The 14,454-nt window shown below is 74.7% G+C and carries 14 protein-coding genes; 7 read left to right on the forward strand and 7 right to left on the reverse strand.

All coding sequences use genetic code 11. The features are described 5' to 3' along the window. Positions 1–15: 15 nt before the first annotated feature. Entirely contained in the window at positions 16–633 is a 618-nt protein-coding gene (locus FGI33_RS03470) for a (deoxy)nucleoside triphosphate pyrophosphohydrolase (RefSeq protein WP_237582265.1), read from the reverse strand. 116 nt (positions 634–749) lie between these two features. Here FGI33_RS03470 and FGI33_RS03475 point away from each other — a divergent pair, with 116 nt between their 5' ends. Continuing rightward, positions 750–1,097 carry a LysR family transcriptional regulator gene (locus tag FGI33_RS03475; RefSeq protein ID WP_119402753.1) on the forward strand — a complete coding sequence of 116 codons (348 nt, stop codon included), beginning with the start codon at positions 750–752 and terminating at the stop codon, positions 1,095–1,097. Between the two features lie 62 nt (positions 1,098–1,159). Here FGI33_RS03475 and FGI33_RS03480 read toward each other — a convergent pair whose 3' ends face one another. Continuing rightward, positions 1,160–1,996 carry an alpha/beta fold hydrolase gene (locus FGI33_RS03480; RefSeq protein WP_086520299.1) on the reverse strand — a complete coding sequence of 279 codons (837 nt, stop codon included), beginning with the start codon at positions 1,994–1,996 and terminating at the stop codon, positions 1,160–1,162. A gap of 124 nt (positions 1,997–2,120) precedes the next feature. Between FGI33_RS03480 and FGI33_RS03485 the strand changes: the two genes are divergently transcribed. The 4 genes from FGI33_RS03485 (at position 2,121) to FGI33_RS03500 (ending at position 7,267) form a co-directional block, all read left to right on the forward strand. Further along, the gene (locus tag FGI33_RS03485; protein WP_119435208.1) at positions 2,121–3,836 is read left to right on the forward strand and encodes an AMP-binding protein; all 1,716 of its coding nucleotides are present in this window, start codon (positions 2,121–2,123) and stop codon (positions 3,834–3,836) included. Between the two features lie 130 nt (positions 3,837–3,966). Continuing rightward, positions 3,967–4,635, forward strand: a complete 669-nt coding sequence (locus FGI33_RS03490) for an FMN-binding negative transcriptional regulator (RefSeq protein WP_119403101.1) — start codon at positions 3,967–3,969, stop codon at positions 4,633–4,635. Further along, on the forward strand, positions 4,632–6,197 hold the full coding sequence (locus FGI33_RS03495) for an amidohydrolase (protein ID WP_237582266.1): 1,566 nt from the start codon (positions 4,632–4,634) through the stop codon (positions 6,195–6,197). The genes FGI33_RS03490 and FGI33_RS03495 overlap by 4 nt, the downstream gene beginning before the upstream one ends. A gap of 41 nt (positions 6,198–6,238) precedes the next feature. After that, the gene (locus FGI33_RS03500) at positions 6,239–7,267 is read left to right on the forward strand and encodes an NADPH:quinone reductase (RefSeq protein WP_237582267.1); all 1,029 of its coding nucleotides are present in this window, start codon (positions 6,239–6,241) and stop codon (positions 7,265–7,267) included. Positions 7,268–7,358: 91 nt separating this feature from the next. On the opposite strand, the gene FGI33_RS03505 is transcribed toward FGI33_RS03500, so the two are convergent. From FGI33_RS03505 to FGI33_RS03525, 5 genes are all read right to left on the reverse strand, one after another. Continuing rightward, entirely contained in the window at positions 7,359–7,655 is a 297-nt protein-coding gene (locus FGI33_RS03505; protein WP_119435597.1) for a hypothetical protein, read from the reverse strand. Positions 7,656–7,810: 155 nt separating this feature from the next. Next, a complete protein-coding gene (locus FGI33_RS03510; RefSeq protein WP_237582268.1) occupies positions 7,811–8,512 on the reverse strand; it encodes an NAD(P)H-hydrate epimerase in 702 nt (233 codons plus the stop codon). After that, positions 8,509–9,324 (reverse strand): SGNH/GDSL hydrolase family protein, encoded by an 816-nt coding sequence (locus tag FGI33_RS03515; protein WP_119435096.1) that lies wholly within the window; start codon positions 9,322–9,324, stop codon positions 8,509–8,511. The genes FGI33_RS03510 and FGI33_RS03515 overlap by 4 nt, the downstream gene beginning before the upstream one ends. Positions 9,325–9,437: 113 nt before the next feature. Next, complete coding sequence (locus FGI33_RS03520; RefSeq protein WP_119435095.1) at positions 9,438–10,466, reverse strand: LLM class flavin-dependent oxidoreductase; 1,029 nt, start codon at positions 10,464–10,466, stop codon at positions 9,438–9,440. A gap of 95 nt (positions 10,467–10,561) precedes the next feature. After that, a complete protein-coding gene (locus tag FGI33_RS03525; RefSeq protein WP_119435094.1) occupies positions 10,562–12,001 on the reverse strand; it encodes an MFS transporter in 1,440 nt (479 codons plus the stop codon). A 104-nt stretch (positions 12,002–12,105) separates the two neighbouring features. On the opposite strand from FGI33_RS03525, the gene FGI33_RS03530 reads away from it, so the two are divergent. Both FGI33_RS03530 and FGI33_RS03535 read left to right on the forward strand, forming a co-directional pair. Next, positions 12,106–13,917 carry a gamma-glutamyltransferase family protein gene (locus FGI33_RS03530; RefSeq protein ID WP_420022555.1) on the forward strand — a complete coding sequence of 604 codons (1,812 nt, stop codon included), beginning with the start codon at positions 12,106–12,108 and terminating at the stop codon, positions 13,915–13,917. After that, on the forward strand, positions 13,914–14,447 hold the full coding sequence (locus FGI33_RS03535; RefSeq protein WP_237582269.1) for an iron-sulfur cluster assembly scaffold protein: 534 nt from the start codon (positions 13,914–13,916) through the stop codon (positions 14,445–14,447). Before FGI33_RS03530 ends, FGI33_RS03535 begins: the two co-directional genes overlap by 4 nt. Positions 14,448–14,454: the final 7 nt, after the last annotated feature.

Below are 14,454 nucleotides of genomic sequence, written 5' to 3' on the forward strand. Positions count from 1 at the left end.
TTGGGGCGGGGGACGTCAGCGCAGCAGCGCCCGCACGTCGGCGAGCGGGAGCCGCGCGGCGGCCGCGATGCGGTGCTCGTCGAGGCCCGCCGCGTGGGCCTCCCGCACGCCGACCCGGAGCGCGTCGGCCGCATCGGCCATCCCCGCCGCCTCCGCGAGCCGGGCGGCATGCCGGTCGCGCTCGGGATCCGCCGCCGGGGCGGGCGCGTCGACGTCGGTGATCCAGTCCGCGTCCGGGTGCCGGGCCGCGAGCACCAGGCGACGCACCGCCGGCAGGTCCGGCGCCGACCAGGAGAGGTCGCCGAGGTCCGCGAGCGGCACCCAGCGGAGCTCGTCGTGGTCGGTGCTCGACGTGGGGAGCGGGCCGACGGGATCCGCGCGATAGCAGGCGAGGTCGATCACGCGATCGCCCACGGGCACCTCGGAGCGGTCGACCAGCGCGCCCACGGTCACGTCGACGCCGAGCTCCTCGTGGATCTCCCGCGCGAGCGCCGCCTCCGGGGTCTCGCCCCGCTCGACCTTGCCGCCCGGGAACTCCCACGTGCCCGCGCCCGGCTTGTGCGCCGCGCGGCGGCAGGCGAGGGCCCGCCCGTCGCGGATCAGCACCGCCGCCACGACCTCGAGTCCCGCCATGCCGTGCCTCCCGTCGGCGCCGTCCGCCGCCTCGACGCTACCGGCCCGCCCAGGCGCGCCCGAGCCGGCCTGTACCGTGGGACATCCGGCATCCGCCGCGACGAGAGGCACCACCCGTGAAGATCAGCCACCAGCGTCACTTCGTGGTCGCGGCCGAGGTGCTGCACCTGCCGAAGGCGGCGGATCGGCTCGGCATCTCGCGCGCGAAGCTCGCCTCCTCCATCCGCGCGATCGAGGAGCACTACGGCAAGGCCGTGTTCGACCCGCAGAGCACCGAGACGCGCCTCACGAAGACCGGCCGCCTCGCCTACGAGGAGGCCGTCGAGGAGCTGGCGAAGCCGTCCACCCCGCCCGAGGCGCCGAGGCCGCCGGCCGGCGGGAAGGCGAAGGCCTCCAAGGGCCAGGGCCGCGCGCCCGTGGTCAAGGGCCAGCCGAAGCCCTACAAGCGCACGCAGGGGCGCTGAGACGCACGCAGGGGCGCTGACCGAGGATCGGATCAGCGCCCCTGCGCAGGTGGTGGTGCGAGCTACTTCTTGAGGAACTCCAGCACGGCCTGGTTCCACTCCTCGGGGTGGCTGACCGTGACGCCGTGCGGGGCGTCCTTCACGACGTGCAGCTCCGAACCGGCGATGGCCTGGTGCGTGCGCGCGCCGGATCCCTCGAACGGCACGGTCGCGTCGCTGTCGCCGTGGATGACGAGCGTCGGCACCGTGACCTTGGTGAGGTCGTCGCGGAAGTCCGTGGTCGCGAACGCGGCCATCGACGCGAGCGCCGCGTGCTTCTTCGACTGGTGCGCGAGCGCGATCGCCTCCTGGCGCTCCGCCTCGGTGACCTTGAGGACGCCGTTCGCGGAGTAGAAGCCGGTCGTGAACTCGTCGTAGAAGGAGTCCTCGTCCTTGGTGAGGCCGGCGGTCATCTCGGCGGCCGCGTCCTTCGTGAGCGGGCCGTCCGGGTTGTCGTCGGTCTTCTCCAGGTACGGCGGCACCGCGGAGGCGAAGACGACGCTGTGCAGGCGCGCCTCGCCGCGGGTGCCGATGTAGCGGGCGATCTCGCCGCCGCCCATCGAGAACCCGACGAGCGTGACGTCGACGAGGTCGAGCTCGGAGAGCACCGCGTCGAGGTCCGACGCGAAGGTGTCGTAGTCGTAGCCCGTGAGCGGCTTGTCGCTGCGGCCGAAGCCGCGGCGGTCGTACGTGATGACGCGGTAGCCGGCGGCCTCGAACGCGGGCACCTGCTTGCTCCAGGACTCCCCGGAGAGCGGCCAGCCGTGGATGAGGACGACGGGGCGGCCCGTGCCCCCGGTGTCGTCGACGTGCAGGTTCGTGTCCTTCAGGAGCCCGTGGTGGGCGGTGATCTCGGTCATGCTGCGGTCCTTCCCTCACTGATGAGTTCGTGCACTACCAATTGCCTTCGGAGCCCGGCGCCGATCGGTGCGGTCTCCGGATCCCCTGCACCCGGCAGCGTGCCGCGGGCAGCAGGATGGACCCATGCCCGAAGCCAACTCCTCCTACCGCGCCGCCCGTGACCTCTTGCAGGAGATGCGCACCGACCGGACATCCGCGGTCGAGCGCTTCCGCTGGCCCGACGTCGGGGACTCCTTCAACTGGGCCGTCGACTGGTTCGACGGCATCGCGCGGGGGAACGACCGGGTGGCGCTGCGCGTCGTGGCGGGCGACGGATCCGAGCGCAGCCTCACCTTCGACGAGATGGCCACGCGCTCCGACCGCGTCGCGACCTGGCTCGTGGGGCTCGGCGTGCGGAAGGGCGACCACGTGATGCTCATGCTCGGCAACCGGGTCGAGCTGTGGGAGACGATGCTCGCGATCATGAAGGCGGGCGCCGTGATCCTGCCCACCTCCACCGTGCTCGGATCCGCGGACCTCACGGACCGCGTGGAGCGCGCGGGCGTGCGCCACGTCATCGCCGACCTGGCGCACACGGCCGTCTTCGACGACGTGCCGGGGGAGTACGCGCGCATCGCGATCGGCGCCGCGAGCGGGACGTCCGTGCCCGCGGGCTGGGCCGACTACCGCGACGCGGACGACGCACCCGCGGACGAGGTCGGCGTCGAGGTCGCCTCCACGGATCCCGCGCTCGTCTACTTCACGTCCGGCACCACGAGCAAGCCGAAGATGGTCGTGCACACGCACGTCTCGTACCCGGTCGGCCACCTCACGACCGCCTACTGGCTGGGGCTCCAGCCCGGCGACGTGCACCTCGCCATCAGCTCGCCCGGCTGGGGCAAGCACGCGTGGAGCTGCTTCTTCGCGCCGTGGATCGCGGAGGCCACCGTCTTCGTGCACGACTACGCGCGCTTCGACGCGCACGCGCTCGTGGAGCAGCTCGACCGCGCCGAGGTCACGACGTTCTGCGCGCCGCCGACCGTCTGGCGCATGCTCATCCAGGCCGGGATCCGCGAGCGGCCGGGGAGGCTGCGGGAGATCATGTCCGCCGGCGAGCCGCTCAACCCCGAGGTCATCGCGCGCATCGAGGAGTGGTGGGGCCTCACGATCCGCGACGGCTACGGCCAGACGGAGACCACGGCCATCGTCGCGAACGCGCCCGGCGATCCCGTCGTGCCGGGCTCCATGGGCACGGCGCTCCCGGGCGTCGACCTCGTCCTCGTGGATCCCGTGACGGGCGCCCCCGCCGACGAGGGCGAGATCTGCCTCGACCTCACCACCCGGCCCGTGAACCTCATGGCCGGGTACCTCGGCGACGAGGCCCGCACGGCCGAGTCGCTGCGGGACGGGTTCTTCCACACGGGGGACGTCGCGCGCCGCGACGCCGACGGGACCATCACGTTCATCGGCCGCACCGACGACATCTTCAAGTCCTCCGACTACAAGGTCTCGCCGTTCGAGGTCGAGAGCGTGCTCATCGAGCACCCGGCGGTCGCGGAGGCCGCGGTCGTGGGCGCGCCCGACGACGTGCGCCTCAACGTCGCGAAGGCGTACGTGCACCTCGCCGCCGGGTGGGAGCCCGACGAGGAGACCGCGCTCGCCGTGCTCAAGCACGCGCGCGAGAAGAGCCCCGCGTTCATGCGCGTGCGCCGCGTGGAGTTCGGCGAGCTGCCGAAGACCGCGTCGGGCAAGATCCGGCGGGTCGAGCTGCGGCAGCGCGAGGTGGCCGCGGCCGACGCCGGCGAGCGCCTCGAGGGCGAGTGGCGCGACGACCAGTTCCCGGGGCTGCGGGCGCGCTGACCGCGCTTCGGCGACGCGGGTCGGCCCGGCCGGCGCCGGCGCCGGTGACGGGAGCGGCGCCCGGCGGCCGGTAGCATCCCGTCATGCCCCTCGCGTCCCCGTCCGCCCTCGAGCCGCGGCGGGCCGCCCGGTGAGGGAGAACCCGTCGTTCGCGCTCGAGGACGTCGCCGAGATCCGCCGCCTCGTGGGCGAGAACCCGTGGGCCACGATCGTCAGCGGCACGGGGGCGGGGCTCGTCGCCTCGCACTACCCGGTGCTGCTGGACCCCGACCGCGACGACCTCACGCTCCTCACCCACGTGGGCCGCCCCGACGAGCGGATCCACGAGCTCGGCCAGCGCGACGGCGCCGACGGCGAGGTGCTCGTCATCGTCCAGGGCCCGCACGGCTACGTGTCGCCCGGCTGGTACGACGCCGACCCCGCCGTGCCCACCTGGAACCACATCAGCGCGCACCTGACCTGCCGCGTCGAGATCCTGTCGCCCGAGGAGAACCTCCGGGTGCTCGGCCAGCTGGTGGACCGCTTCGAGGACCGCATGCCGGAGCCCCGTCGCATGGAGGGCACGGCCGCCGACGCCGCGTACGCCGCCCGGATCAGCGCCGGCACCGTCGGCCTCCGGCTCGTCGCCACGCGCTTCGTCGCCAAGGCCAAGCTCAGCCAGAACAAGCCCGCGCACGTCGTCGAGCGCGTGCTCCACGAGCTCGAGCACGGTGCGGAGTACCCGAATCCGGCGCTCGCGGCGGAGATGCGGCGTGCCGGAGCCCGGGCCGAGGGCGGATCCGCCGGGACCGACGCGTGAGCGGCCTGCTCCTCGCGGGCGGACGCCTGCCCGGATCCGACGCGCCCGTCGACGTGCTCGTGCGCGACGGCGTCATCGCGTCCGTCGGGCCGGCGGGATCCGCGGACGCAGAGGGCGTCGAGACCCGCGCGCTCGACGGCCGCTTCGTCATCCCCGGCCTCTGGGACAACCACGTGCACTTCACGCAGTGGACCAAGGTCTCGCGCCGCCTCGACCTCTCCCGGGCGTCGTCCGCGGCGGAGGCCGTCGGCCTCGTGCGCGACGCGCTCGCGGCCCGCGCGGCGTCCGGCGGACCAGGCGCCGTCACGCGCTCCGGCGCCCCGGAGCCGCTCGTCGGCTACGGCTTCCGCGACGGCCTCTGGCCCGACCTCCCGACCAAGGACCTCCTCGACGCCGTCGCCGGCGACACCCCCGTGCTCCTCGTCTCGGGCGACCTGCACTGCTGCTGGGCGAGCTCGGCCGCGCTCGCGCCGCACGGCTACGGGGACCACCCCACGGGCCTCCTGCGCGAGGACGACTGCTTCGACTTCATGTACCGCGTGGAGGAGGGCGACGCGTCGACCCTCGACGCGCAGGCCGTGCAGGTCGCCCGGGAGGCCGCCCGCCGCGGCGTGGTCGGCGTCGTCGACCTCGAGATCGACTGGAACCCCGACCGCTGGCGCCGCCTCGCCGCCCTCGGCCACGACGCGCTCCGGGTCGAGTTCGGCGTCTGGCCGCAGCACCTCGACCGCGCGCGCGACGAGGGCCTGCGGACCGGCGACGTGCTCGACGGCACGGGCGGCCTCGTCCGCGTCGGACCCGCGAAGGTCGTCACCGACGGATCCCTCAACACCCGCACCGCCTACTGCTTCGACCCGTACCCCGACCTCGACGGCCAGGGCGGCGACGCGCACGGCGGCGCGTGCGGCCAGCTCTCGGTCCCGCCGGAGGAGCTGCGCGGCCTCATGGAGCGCGCCGCGCGCCAGGGGCTGCGGCCCGCGATCCACGCGATCGGCGACCACGCGAACCGTTTCGCGCTCGACGCGTTCGCGCACCTCGACGACCTGCTCGGCGGCGCGCACCGCGACGCCGACGGGCTCGCCGGATCCATCGAGCACGCCCAGCTGCTGACGCACGAGGACGTCGCGCGGTTCGCCGCGCTCGGCGTGGTCGCGAGCGTGCAGCCCGAGCACGCCATGGACGACCGCGACGTCGCCGACGTCTACTGGGCCGGGCGCACCGCGCGCGCCTTCGCGCTCGCCGACCTCCGCGCCGCGGGCACGCGCCTCGCCCTCGGCTCCGACGCGCCCGTCGCGCCGCTGGATCCGTGGGCCACCATGAGCGCCGCCGTCGGCCGGTCGCGCGACGGCCGGGAGCCCTGGCACCCCGAGCAGGCCATCGACCGGGCGGCCGCGCTCGAGGCGTCCGTCCGCACTCGCGTGGCGCCGGGGGAGCGGGCCGACCTCGCGGTCGTGGAGGCGGATCCGCTCGCGGGCGCCACCTCCGCCGACGACCTCCGCGCGATGCGGGTGTCCGCCACGCTCCTCGGCGGCCGCCTCACGCACGACACGCTCGGCGGCTGACCGACAGGAACACCTCGCGGTCGCCGGGCGTTGGGCCCAGCATGAGAGCGATCACCTACACCCGCACGGGTGCCCCCGACGTCCTGCAGCCCGTCGACCGCGACGAGGCATCCCCCGGTCCCGGCGAGGTGCGCGTCCGCGTCGTCGTCTCGGGCGTGAACCCCACCGACTGGAAGTCCCGCGACGGAGGAGCGCCCGGACAGGAGCTGCCGTTCCCCGAGGTCGTCCCGAACCAGGACGGCGCGGGGATCATCGACGCCGTCGGCCCCGACGTCACCGACCTCGCCGTCGGCGACCGCGTCTGGATCATGCTGGCCGCCCACGGCCGCCCCACCGGCACCGCGCAGGAGAAGACGGTCCTCCCCGTCGACCGCGTCGCGCCCCTGCCCGACGGGCTGTCCTTCGACCTCGGCGCGAGCCTCGGCGTCCCCGCGGTCACCGCGCACCGCGCGCTCACCGTCTCCGAGGACGGCCCGTCGCGCCTCGCGCCCGGCGCCCTCGCCGGCAAGCACGTGCTCGTCGCCGGCGGCGCGGGCGCGGTCGGCCACGCGGCCATCCAGCTCGCGCGCTGGGCCGGCGCGACCGTGATCACCACGGTCAGCTCGCCCGAGAAGGCCGCCCTCGCGACGGCCGCCGGCGCGCAGCACGTCGTCGACTACAAGGCGGGCGACGCGGCCGCGGAGATCCAGGCCATCGCGCCCGACGGCGTGGACCTGATCGTCGAGGTCGCCCCGGCGCAGAACGCGGAGCTCAACCAGGCGGTCGCCAAGAACCGGGCGTCGGTCGCCGTGTACGCGAACAACGGCGGCGACACCGTCACCCTGCCCGTCGTCGACAGCTTCGTGAAGAACCTGCGCTACCAGTTCCTGCTGCTCTACACGGTGGGCCAGGAGGCGCTCGACGCCGCCCGCGCCGACATCCACCTCGCCCTCATCGACGGCGCGCTGCCGGTCGGCGAGGAGGCGGGCCTCCCCGTCACGCGGTTCCCGCTCGAGCGCACGGCCGACGCCCACCAGGCGGTCGAGGACGGCGTGACCGGCAAGGTGCTGATCGACGTGACCCCGGCCTGATCCCGAGGGTCCCGGACGACGGATGGCCGCACCGCCCTCGGGCGATGCGGCCATCCGTCTGCCCGGCGCCGGTCGGCGGCCGGTCCGCGCGCTAGTCGGTGCCCGCCACGCGTCGCCGCGTCCGCGTCGGGCGTGCGAGGAGCCGCTGCATCACGAGCGGCGCGAGGGCGCTCGCGTTGAGGCAGGTCGAGACCAGGAACGTGATCGCCAGCAGGTTCGTCGGGATGTCCCACGCGTCGCCGAGGAGGTGCAGCGCGAGCACCGCGAGCGAGACGGCGAGCAGCAGCCACGACGATCCGCGGATCCACCGCGGGGTGCGCGCCCCCGCGAGGGCGACGGCCGCCATGACGGCGGCGTTGGCGATGGCGAGGGCGAGCGGGCCGGTCATGCCGGCCCTCCGCCTCGGGTGCGGTGCGTGATGGCGTGCTCGTGCATGGTGTCGTCCCCCTTCGACGGGCCGGATGGCCTGCCCCCACCCTCCCGCGACGGGAGCGTCGGGTGAAGTCGGCGATATCGGGGACAGGCGTCGGCCCGGGCGCGTCGTCAGGAGGCGCGGACGCGCGGGATGACGCCGGAGAGGTCGAGTCCCACGTCGACCAGCTCGACGCGGCCCGCGAGCGCGCGGCCGTCCCCGCGCATCAGCCCGGGCTTGCCCGCGCCGAACGTGACCGTGACGTCGGCGGGCAGCACGGTCGGATCCGGCACCCGGCCGTCGTCGCAGCCGACGCCGCTCGGGATGTCGCACGCGATCACGGCGGGGCCGCCCTCCGCGGTCACGACGGGCAGCAGCGCGGCGACGACCCTGCGGCCCTCGCCGCGGAGAGCCGGGTCGTCCGTCGCGCCGATGCCGAGGATCCCGTCCACGACGAGCGCCGACGAGCGCGCGATGTCCGCGAGGGTCGCGTCGTCCAGCTCGTCCGCCGACGTGATGGGCACGCCGGCCGCGATGGCCCGAGCTGCACCGTCCTCGTGGATCCGGGACGCCGTGCGGATCACGCCGACCTCGCGCCCCTCGCGGGCGAGCTCGGCCGCCGCCAGCAGCGCGTCGCCGCCGTTGTTCCCGGCGCCGACCAGCACGAGCACGGGACCGACGGGCGCGAGGGTCCGGCACTCGCGGGCGAGCCCCGCGGCCGCGACCCGCATGAGCTGCGCCCCGGCCGCGAGCAGCGGGGCCTCGGCGGCGCGGATGTCGGCGGCCGCGTAGCCGTCGGCGAGCGAGGCGGGTCCGGGTCCGGGCGCGCTCACGGCCGCGCGATCCGCTCCACCAGCAGCTCCGCCCACGCCCGGTACACGCGGCCGTAGAGGGTGTCCTCGGGGTTCGGCGCCGTGAACTCCGGGATCCGCCAGGCCGGGAACGGCACGCTGTCGGCCCGGTCGTGGCGCGCGACGACCTTCCTGGTGCTGCGGTTCAGCGCGTCGGCGTGCCGCCCGACGGGACCCGCGATGAGCGACGGCGTGACGGGCGAGATCTCCAGCGGCGGCACCTCGGTGACGAGCACGAGCGCGCCCTCGGGCATGCGATCCTGCATGCCCGTGATGCACGCGTCGAGCAGCGACTCCCACAGCGGCGTCGGCGTGTACCGGATGGCGTCGCCGATGCCGAGCGCGAGGACGGCCACGTCGGTGCTCGCCCAGGCGGGGAACGCGTCGAGGCCCGCGCGCCAGGAGCGCACGGTGAAGTCGGGGAAGGACTGCACGGACCAGAAGACGCCGCGGCCGGTGCGGACCGCCAGCTTGTGCGCGACCTGACCGGCGACGCCGAGGTCGTGCGACACGGTCTGGTAGCCGACCGCGGTGCCCTCGCCCACGACGGCCAGGCCGTACGGATCCGGACCCGGCAGCGAGCCCGTGGGGGAGTCGCGCGGGAAGGTGGCGCGCCGCATCTCGCGGTAGAGCACGCGGTACTGGAGCCGCCCGATGGTGGCCGAGCGGAGCGACGCGAGCGGTCCGGCGGACAGGGCCCGGGAGCCCGGCGCGTGCTGCGCCGCGGGCGCGTCATGCGGGTCCGCGGGATCGGCGCGACCCGGGTCGTCGTCGGAGGGCGGTGCGCCGGTCATCGCAGTCCGTCCCATCCGTCGCGACGCCCCCGGAATGGGGACGATCGCAGGATATCCCGCGCGCGGGCGCCCCCTCCACCGCGGAGGGCATCGGGGGCGCCCGAGAAGGCGGATCAGGCGAGGATGTCGCGCACCATGGGCGCGACGATCGTGCCGTAGCGCTCGATCCCGCCCATCATCCGCTCGTGCGAGAACGGGCCCGCGCTGTACTTGAGGTCGAAGCGGTCGGCGCCCACGGCCTTCAGCGTCGCGGCGATCTTGCGGGCGACGGTCTCGGGGGATCCCACGTACAGCGAGCCGTGCTCGATCTCCTGCTCGTAGGAGGCGCGCGCGAGCGGCGGCCAGCCGCGGTCCTTGCCGATGCGGGCGTGCATCACCTGGTAGTCCGGGAAGAAAGCCTCGCGGGCCTCGGCGTCGGTCTCGCCGACGTAGCCGGGCGAGTGGATCCCGACGGGCAGGCGCGGCTGCTCGAGCTGGTCGAGGGCGCGCGCGAACAGGTCGGCGTAGGGCGCGAAGCGGTGCGGCTCGCCGCCGATGATCGCGAGCATGAGGGGGAACCCGTGGCGCGCGGCGCGGACGACGGACTCGGGGCTGCCGCCGACGCCGACCCACGTCGTGAGGCCCTTCGCGGTCTTCGGGAACACGTCGTGGTCGGTGAGGCCGGCGCGCGTCGAGCCGCTCCAGGTGACGGGCGTCTCCTTGACGAGCTCGGCGAAGAGGCCGAGCTTCTCCTCGAAGAGGCGCTCGTAGTCGCTCAGCTCGTAGCCGAACAGCGGGAACGACTCCGTGAACGAACCGCGGCCGAGGATGACCTCCGCGCGGCCGTCCGAGACGGCGTCGAGCGTCGCGAAGCGCTGGAAGACGCGCACCGGGTCGTCGGAGCTGAGGACGGTGACGGCGGATCCGAGGCGGATGCGCTCCGTCTTCGCGGCGATGGCGGCGAGCGCGACCTCGGGGGAGGAGATCGCGTAGTCGTCGCGGTGGTGCTCGCCGAGGCCGATGAAGTCGATGCCGACCTGGTCGGCCAGCACGCCCTCGGCGACGACGTTGCGGATCACCTCGGCGTAGGGCAGCTCCCGGCCGTCCGGTCCGACCGTGACGTCGCCGAACGTGTCCAGTCCGAGCTCGATCTCCTGCGCCATGCTGCCCTGCTTCCCTATCCATGCGAACGTATGCATCTGGGTCAACTGTAGGGGCGGGGCCGGCATTCCCGCGAATCGGGCGGGCGGCGCGGGGGTCAGTCGACGACGGGCTCCGCGCGGGCGATCTCGGTGTCCTCGACGCGCGACTCCGGCATCAGCAGGCCCGCGACGACCGTCGCGAGCGCGCACACGCCGACCGCGAGGAAGACGGCGCCGGACGCGGCGATCACGGCGTCCGGATCGCGCTGGCCACCGGCCGAGGCGGAGAAGATCGCGTTGGCGATCGCCCCGAACACGGCGACGCCCACCGCGCTGCCGATCGACCGGGCGAAGAGGTTCGCGCCCGTGACGACGCCGCGCTCGCCCCAGCCGACGCTCGACTGCGCGCCGATGAGGCTGGGGGTCGCCACGAGGCCGAGCCCCAGGCCCACCACGAAGCAGCCGGCGGCGATCCCGGCGAGCGTCGGCGTGCCGGCGAGCAGCGCGATGGATCCGGTGCCCGCGATCGTGAGCGCCATGCCGATGAGCACCGTGCGACGGAACCCGATCCGGAGGTACAGGCGGCCCGAGAGCGACGCCGAGATGGGCCAGCCGATCGTGAGCGCCGCGAGCGCGAGGCCGGAGACGAGCGGCGTGACGCGGAGCGAGCCCTCGAGGTAGGTGGGCACGTAGGAGGTGAGGCCGATGAGGATCGCGCCGACGCCGAGCGAGACCAGCGTGGTCGTGAGCAGCAGGCGCCGGGAGAACACCCAGAGCGGGAGCACGGGCTCGGCGGCGCGACGCTCCACCATCAGGAACGCGAGGATCAGCACGGCGCCGACGGCGAACGCGCCGATGCTCGGCAGGGAGTCCCACGCCCACGCCTGGCCGCCCTCGAGCACGGCGAGGATCAGGAGGCTGAGGCCGACCGTGAGGAGCGCGGCGCCCGCGTAGTCGACGCGGTGCTTCGTGCGCTCGATGGACTCGTGGAAGCGGCGGACGATCATCCAGCCGGCGAGGAGGCACAGCGGCACGTTGACGAAGAAGATCCAGCGCCAGCTCGTGAACTCGGAGAACACGCCGCCGAGGGTCGGGCCGACCACGCTGGAGACCGCCCACACGCTCGCGAGGTAGCCCTGCGTCTTGGCGCGCTCGGCGACCGTGTAGATGTCGCCCGCGATCGTGATCGCCATGGGCTGCACGGCCCCGGCGCCGAGGCCCTGGATCGCGCGGGCCGCGATGAGCGCCGGCATGCTCCACGCGAACCCGCACAGCACGGATCCGACGAGGAACAGGCCGATGCCGATGAGGATGATCGGCTTCCGGCCCACGGTGTCGGCGAGCTTCGCGTAGAGCGGCACCGACACCGCCTGCGCGAGCAGGTAGATGGAGAACAGCCACGGGAACGAGGCGAAGCCGCCGAGGTCGTCCACGATGGACGGCACGGCGGTCGCGAGGATGGTCGAGTCGATGGCCACGAGGCCCGTCGTCATCATCAGGGCGATGAGGATGGGTCCGCGCTCGGATCGGAATCCGACGCCAGTGGTGTCAGTCATGGGCCTCCCGGGTCGAACGGTGAACGGACGCAGGGCCGGTGGCATTCCCGCGGAGACGGAACGGGTGTGGTCGACTGGGGGCATCCCATCGGAAGGACCCCTCTGTGACGTTCCGCGCGCCCGACGCATTCACCACCCGACCCACGCTCCGCGGCACGTTCGGCATGAGCGCCTCCACGCACTGGCTCGCCTCCGGCACCGGCCAGGCGGTGCTCGAGCGCGGCGGCAACGCGTTCGACGCCGCGGTCGCGAGCGCCTTCGTGCTGCACGTCGTCGAGCCGCACCTCAACGGGCCCGGCGGCGACATGACCGCCGTCGTGCACGTCGCGGGCGAGGCAGCGCCGAAGCTGCTCATGGGGCAGGGATCCGCACCCGCCGCCGCGACGCCCGAGCGCTTCCGGGCGGAGGGCCTCGACCGCGTGCCCGGCGCCGGCGCGCTCGCCGCGGCCGTGCCCGCCGCCGTCGACGCGTGGCTCCTGCTGCTGCGCGACCACGGCACGTGGGAGCTCGCCGACGTGTGGGCGTTCGCCATCGGGTACGCGCGGGACGGGCATCCGATGCTCGAGCGCGTGGCCCGCACCATCGGCGGCGTCGCGGAGCTGTTCCGCGACCACTGGCCCGCGTCCGCCGCGTTCTGGATGCCGGACGGCCGCGTGCCCGACGCCGACGCGCTCGTGAGCAACCCGGCGTGGGCGGCCGCCATGGAGCGGATCCTCGACGAGGCGTCGACCTCAGCCGGACCGGACGCGACGCGCGAGGACCGCATCGAGGCCGCGCGCACCGTCTGGGCCGAGGGCTTCGTCGCGGAGGAGATGGTCGCGAGCGTGCAGGATCCGCACCGGCACTCCACGGGCGCCGACCACGCGGGCCTCCTCACCGCCGAGGACCTCGCCGGGTCCCGCGCCTCGTGGGAGGACGCGGTGTCGATCGAGTTCCGCGGCCTGCGCATCTGGAAGACCGACGCCTGGGGCCAGGGGCCGGCGCTGCTGCAAGCGCTCGCGATCCTCGACGGGTTCACGGACGAGGAGATCGACCCGGCGACCGCTGCCGGGATCCACCGCATCATCGAGGCGCAGAAGCTCGCGCTCGCCGACCGCGAGGCCTACTACGGCGACGCGGTGCCGGGCGGCGCGCCCCTCGACGTGCTGCTCAGCGCGGAGTACGCGGCCGAGCGGCGCGCGCTCATCACCGACGAGGCGTCGCACGAGCTGCGGCCCGGGCGCGTCGACGGCGTGGAGCCGTTCCTGCCGCCGCTCGTGGTCGAGGGCGACGCGCCCGCGTCCGCCGGCGGCACGGGCGAGCCGACCGTCTCCCGCACGGGCGAGACCCGCGGCGACACCTGCCACCTCGACGTCGTCGACCGGTGGGGCAACATGATCTCCGCGACGCCCTCCGGCGGCTGGCTCCAGTCGTCGCCGTTCATCCCGTCGCTCGGCTTCTGCCTCGGCACCCGCCTGCAGATGACGTGGCTCGAGCCCGGCGGCCCGTCGTCGCTCGTGCCCGGGCGCCGGCCGCGCACGACGCTGACGCCCACGCTGATCACGCGCGACGGCGAGCCCGTCGAGGCGCTCGGCTCACCCGGGGGCGACCAGCAGGACCAGTGGCAGCTGCCCTACCTGCTGCGCACGATCGTGGGCGGCTTCGACCCGCAGCAGGCCGTGGACGCGCCGACGTTCCACACGACGAGCGTCCCCGGATCCTTCTGGCCGCGCACCTGGACGCCCGGCGGCCTCGTGGTCGAGGGCCGGGTGGGCGACGACGTGATCGCCGACCTCGAGGCCCGCGGGCACGAGGTGGAGGTCGTCGGCGACTGGACGCTGGGGCGGCTCTCGGCCGTGACGCGGGATCCGGCCACGGGCCTGCTGGGAGCGGCGGCCAACCCCCGCGGGGCGCAGGGGTACGCGGTCGGTCGATGACGCTCGACCGGCAGATCGCGTCGGCGCTCATCGCCGACCACGCCCGCCGTCGCGTCGGGAGCGACGCGGCGGTGCGGGCCGCGTCGGCGCCCGGCCGGTTCGTCGCGGAGCCCGACGCCGCGACGCCCGCGGTCGGCGTCGTGCTCGGATCCTCCGAGCAGCGGAACGCGACGTGCGGCGACGTGGTCGACCTCCGGGTGCTCGCGGTGGATCCGGCGCACCCTGCCGTCGCCGCGGGTGCCGCCGTGGATCCCGCCGAGCAGATCGCCGTCCGCTGGCACGGCCGCGGCTGCACGGTCTCGCAGGCGTCCGCGTCGATGCTCGCCGAGCTCGTCGAGGGGCGGACGGCCGCCGAGGCGTCGGCGCTCGTCGTCGAGCTGCGCGCTCTGATCCGCTCCCACGAGCTCCGGCCCGGCACGGAGGACCGCCTCGGCGACGCGTTCGCCCTCGCCGACTCCGGCCGCTACCCGCTGCGGGGCACGTGCGCGCTGCTCGCCTGGCACGCGCTGGAGGAGGCGCTGGGGCGCTGAGGCTCGT

The organism is Clavibacter phaseoli (assembly GCF_021922925.1).
GTDB lineage: Bacteria > Actinomycetota > Actinomycetes > Actinomycetales > Microbacteriaceae > Clavibacter > Clavibacter phaseoli.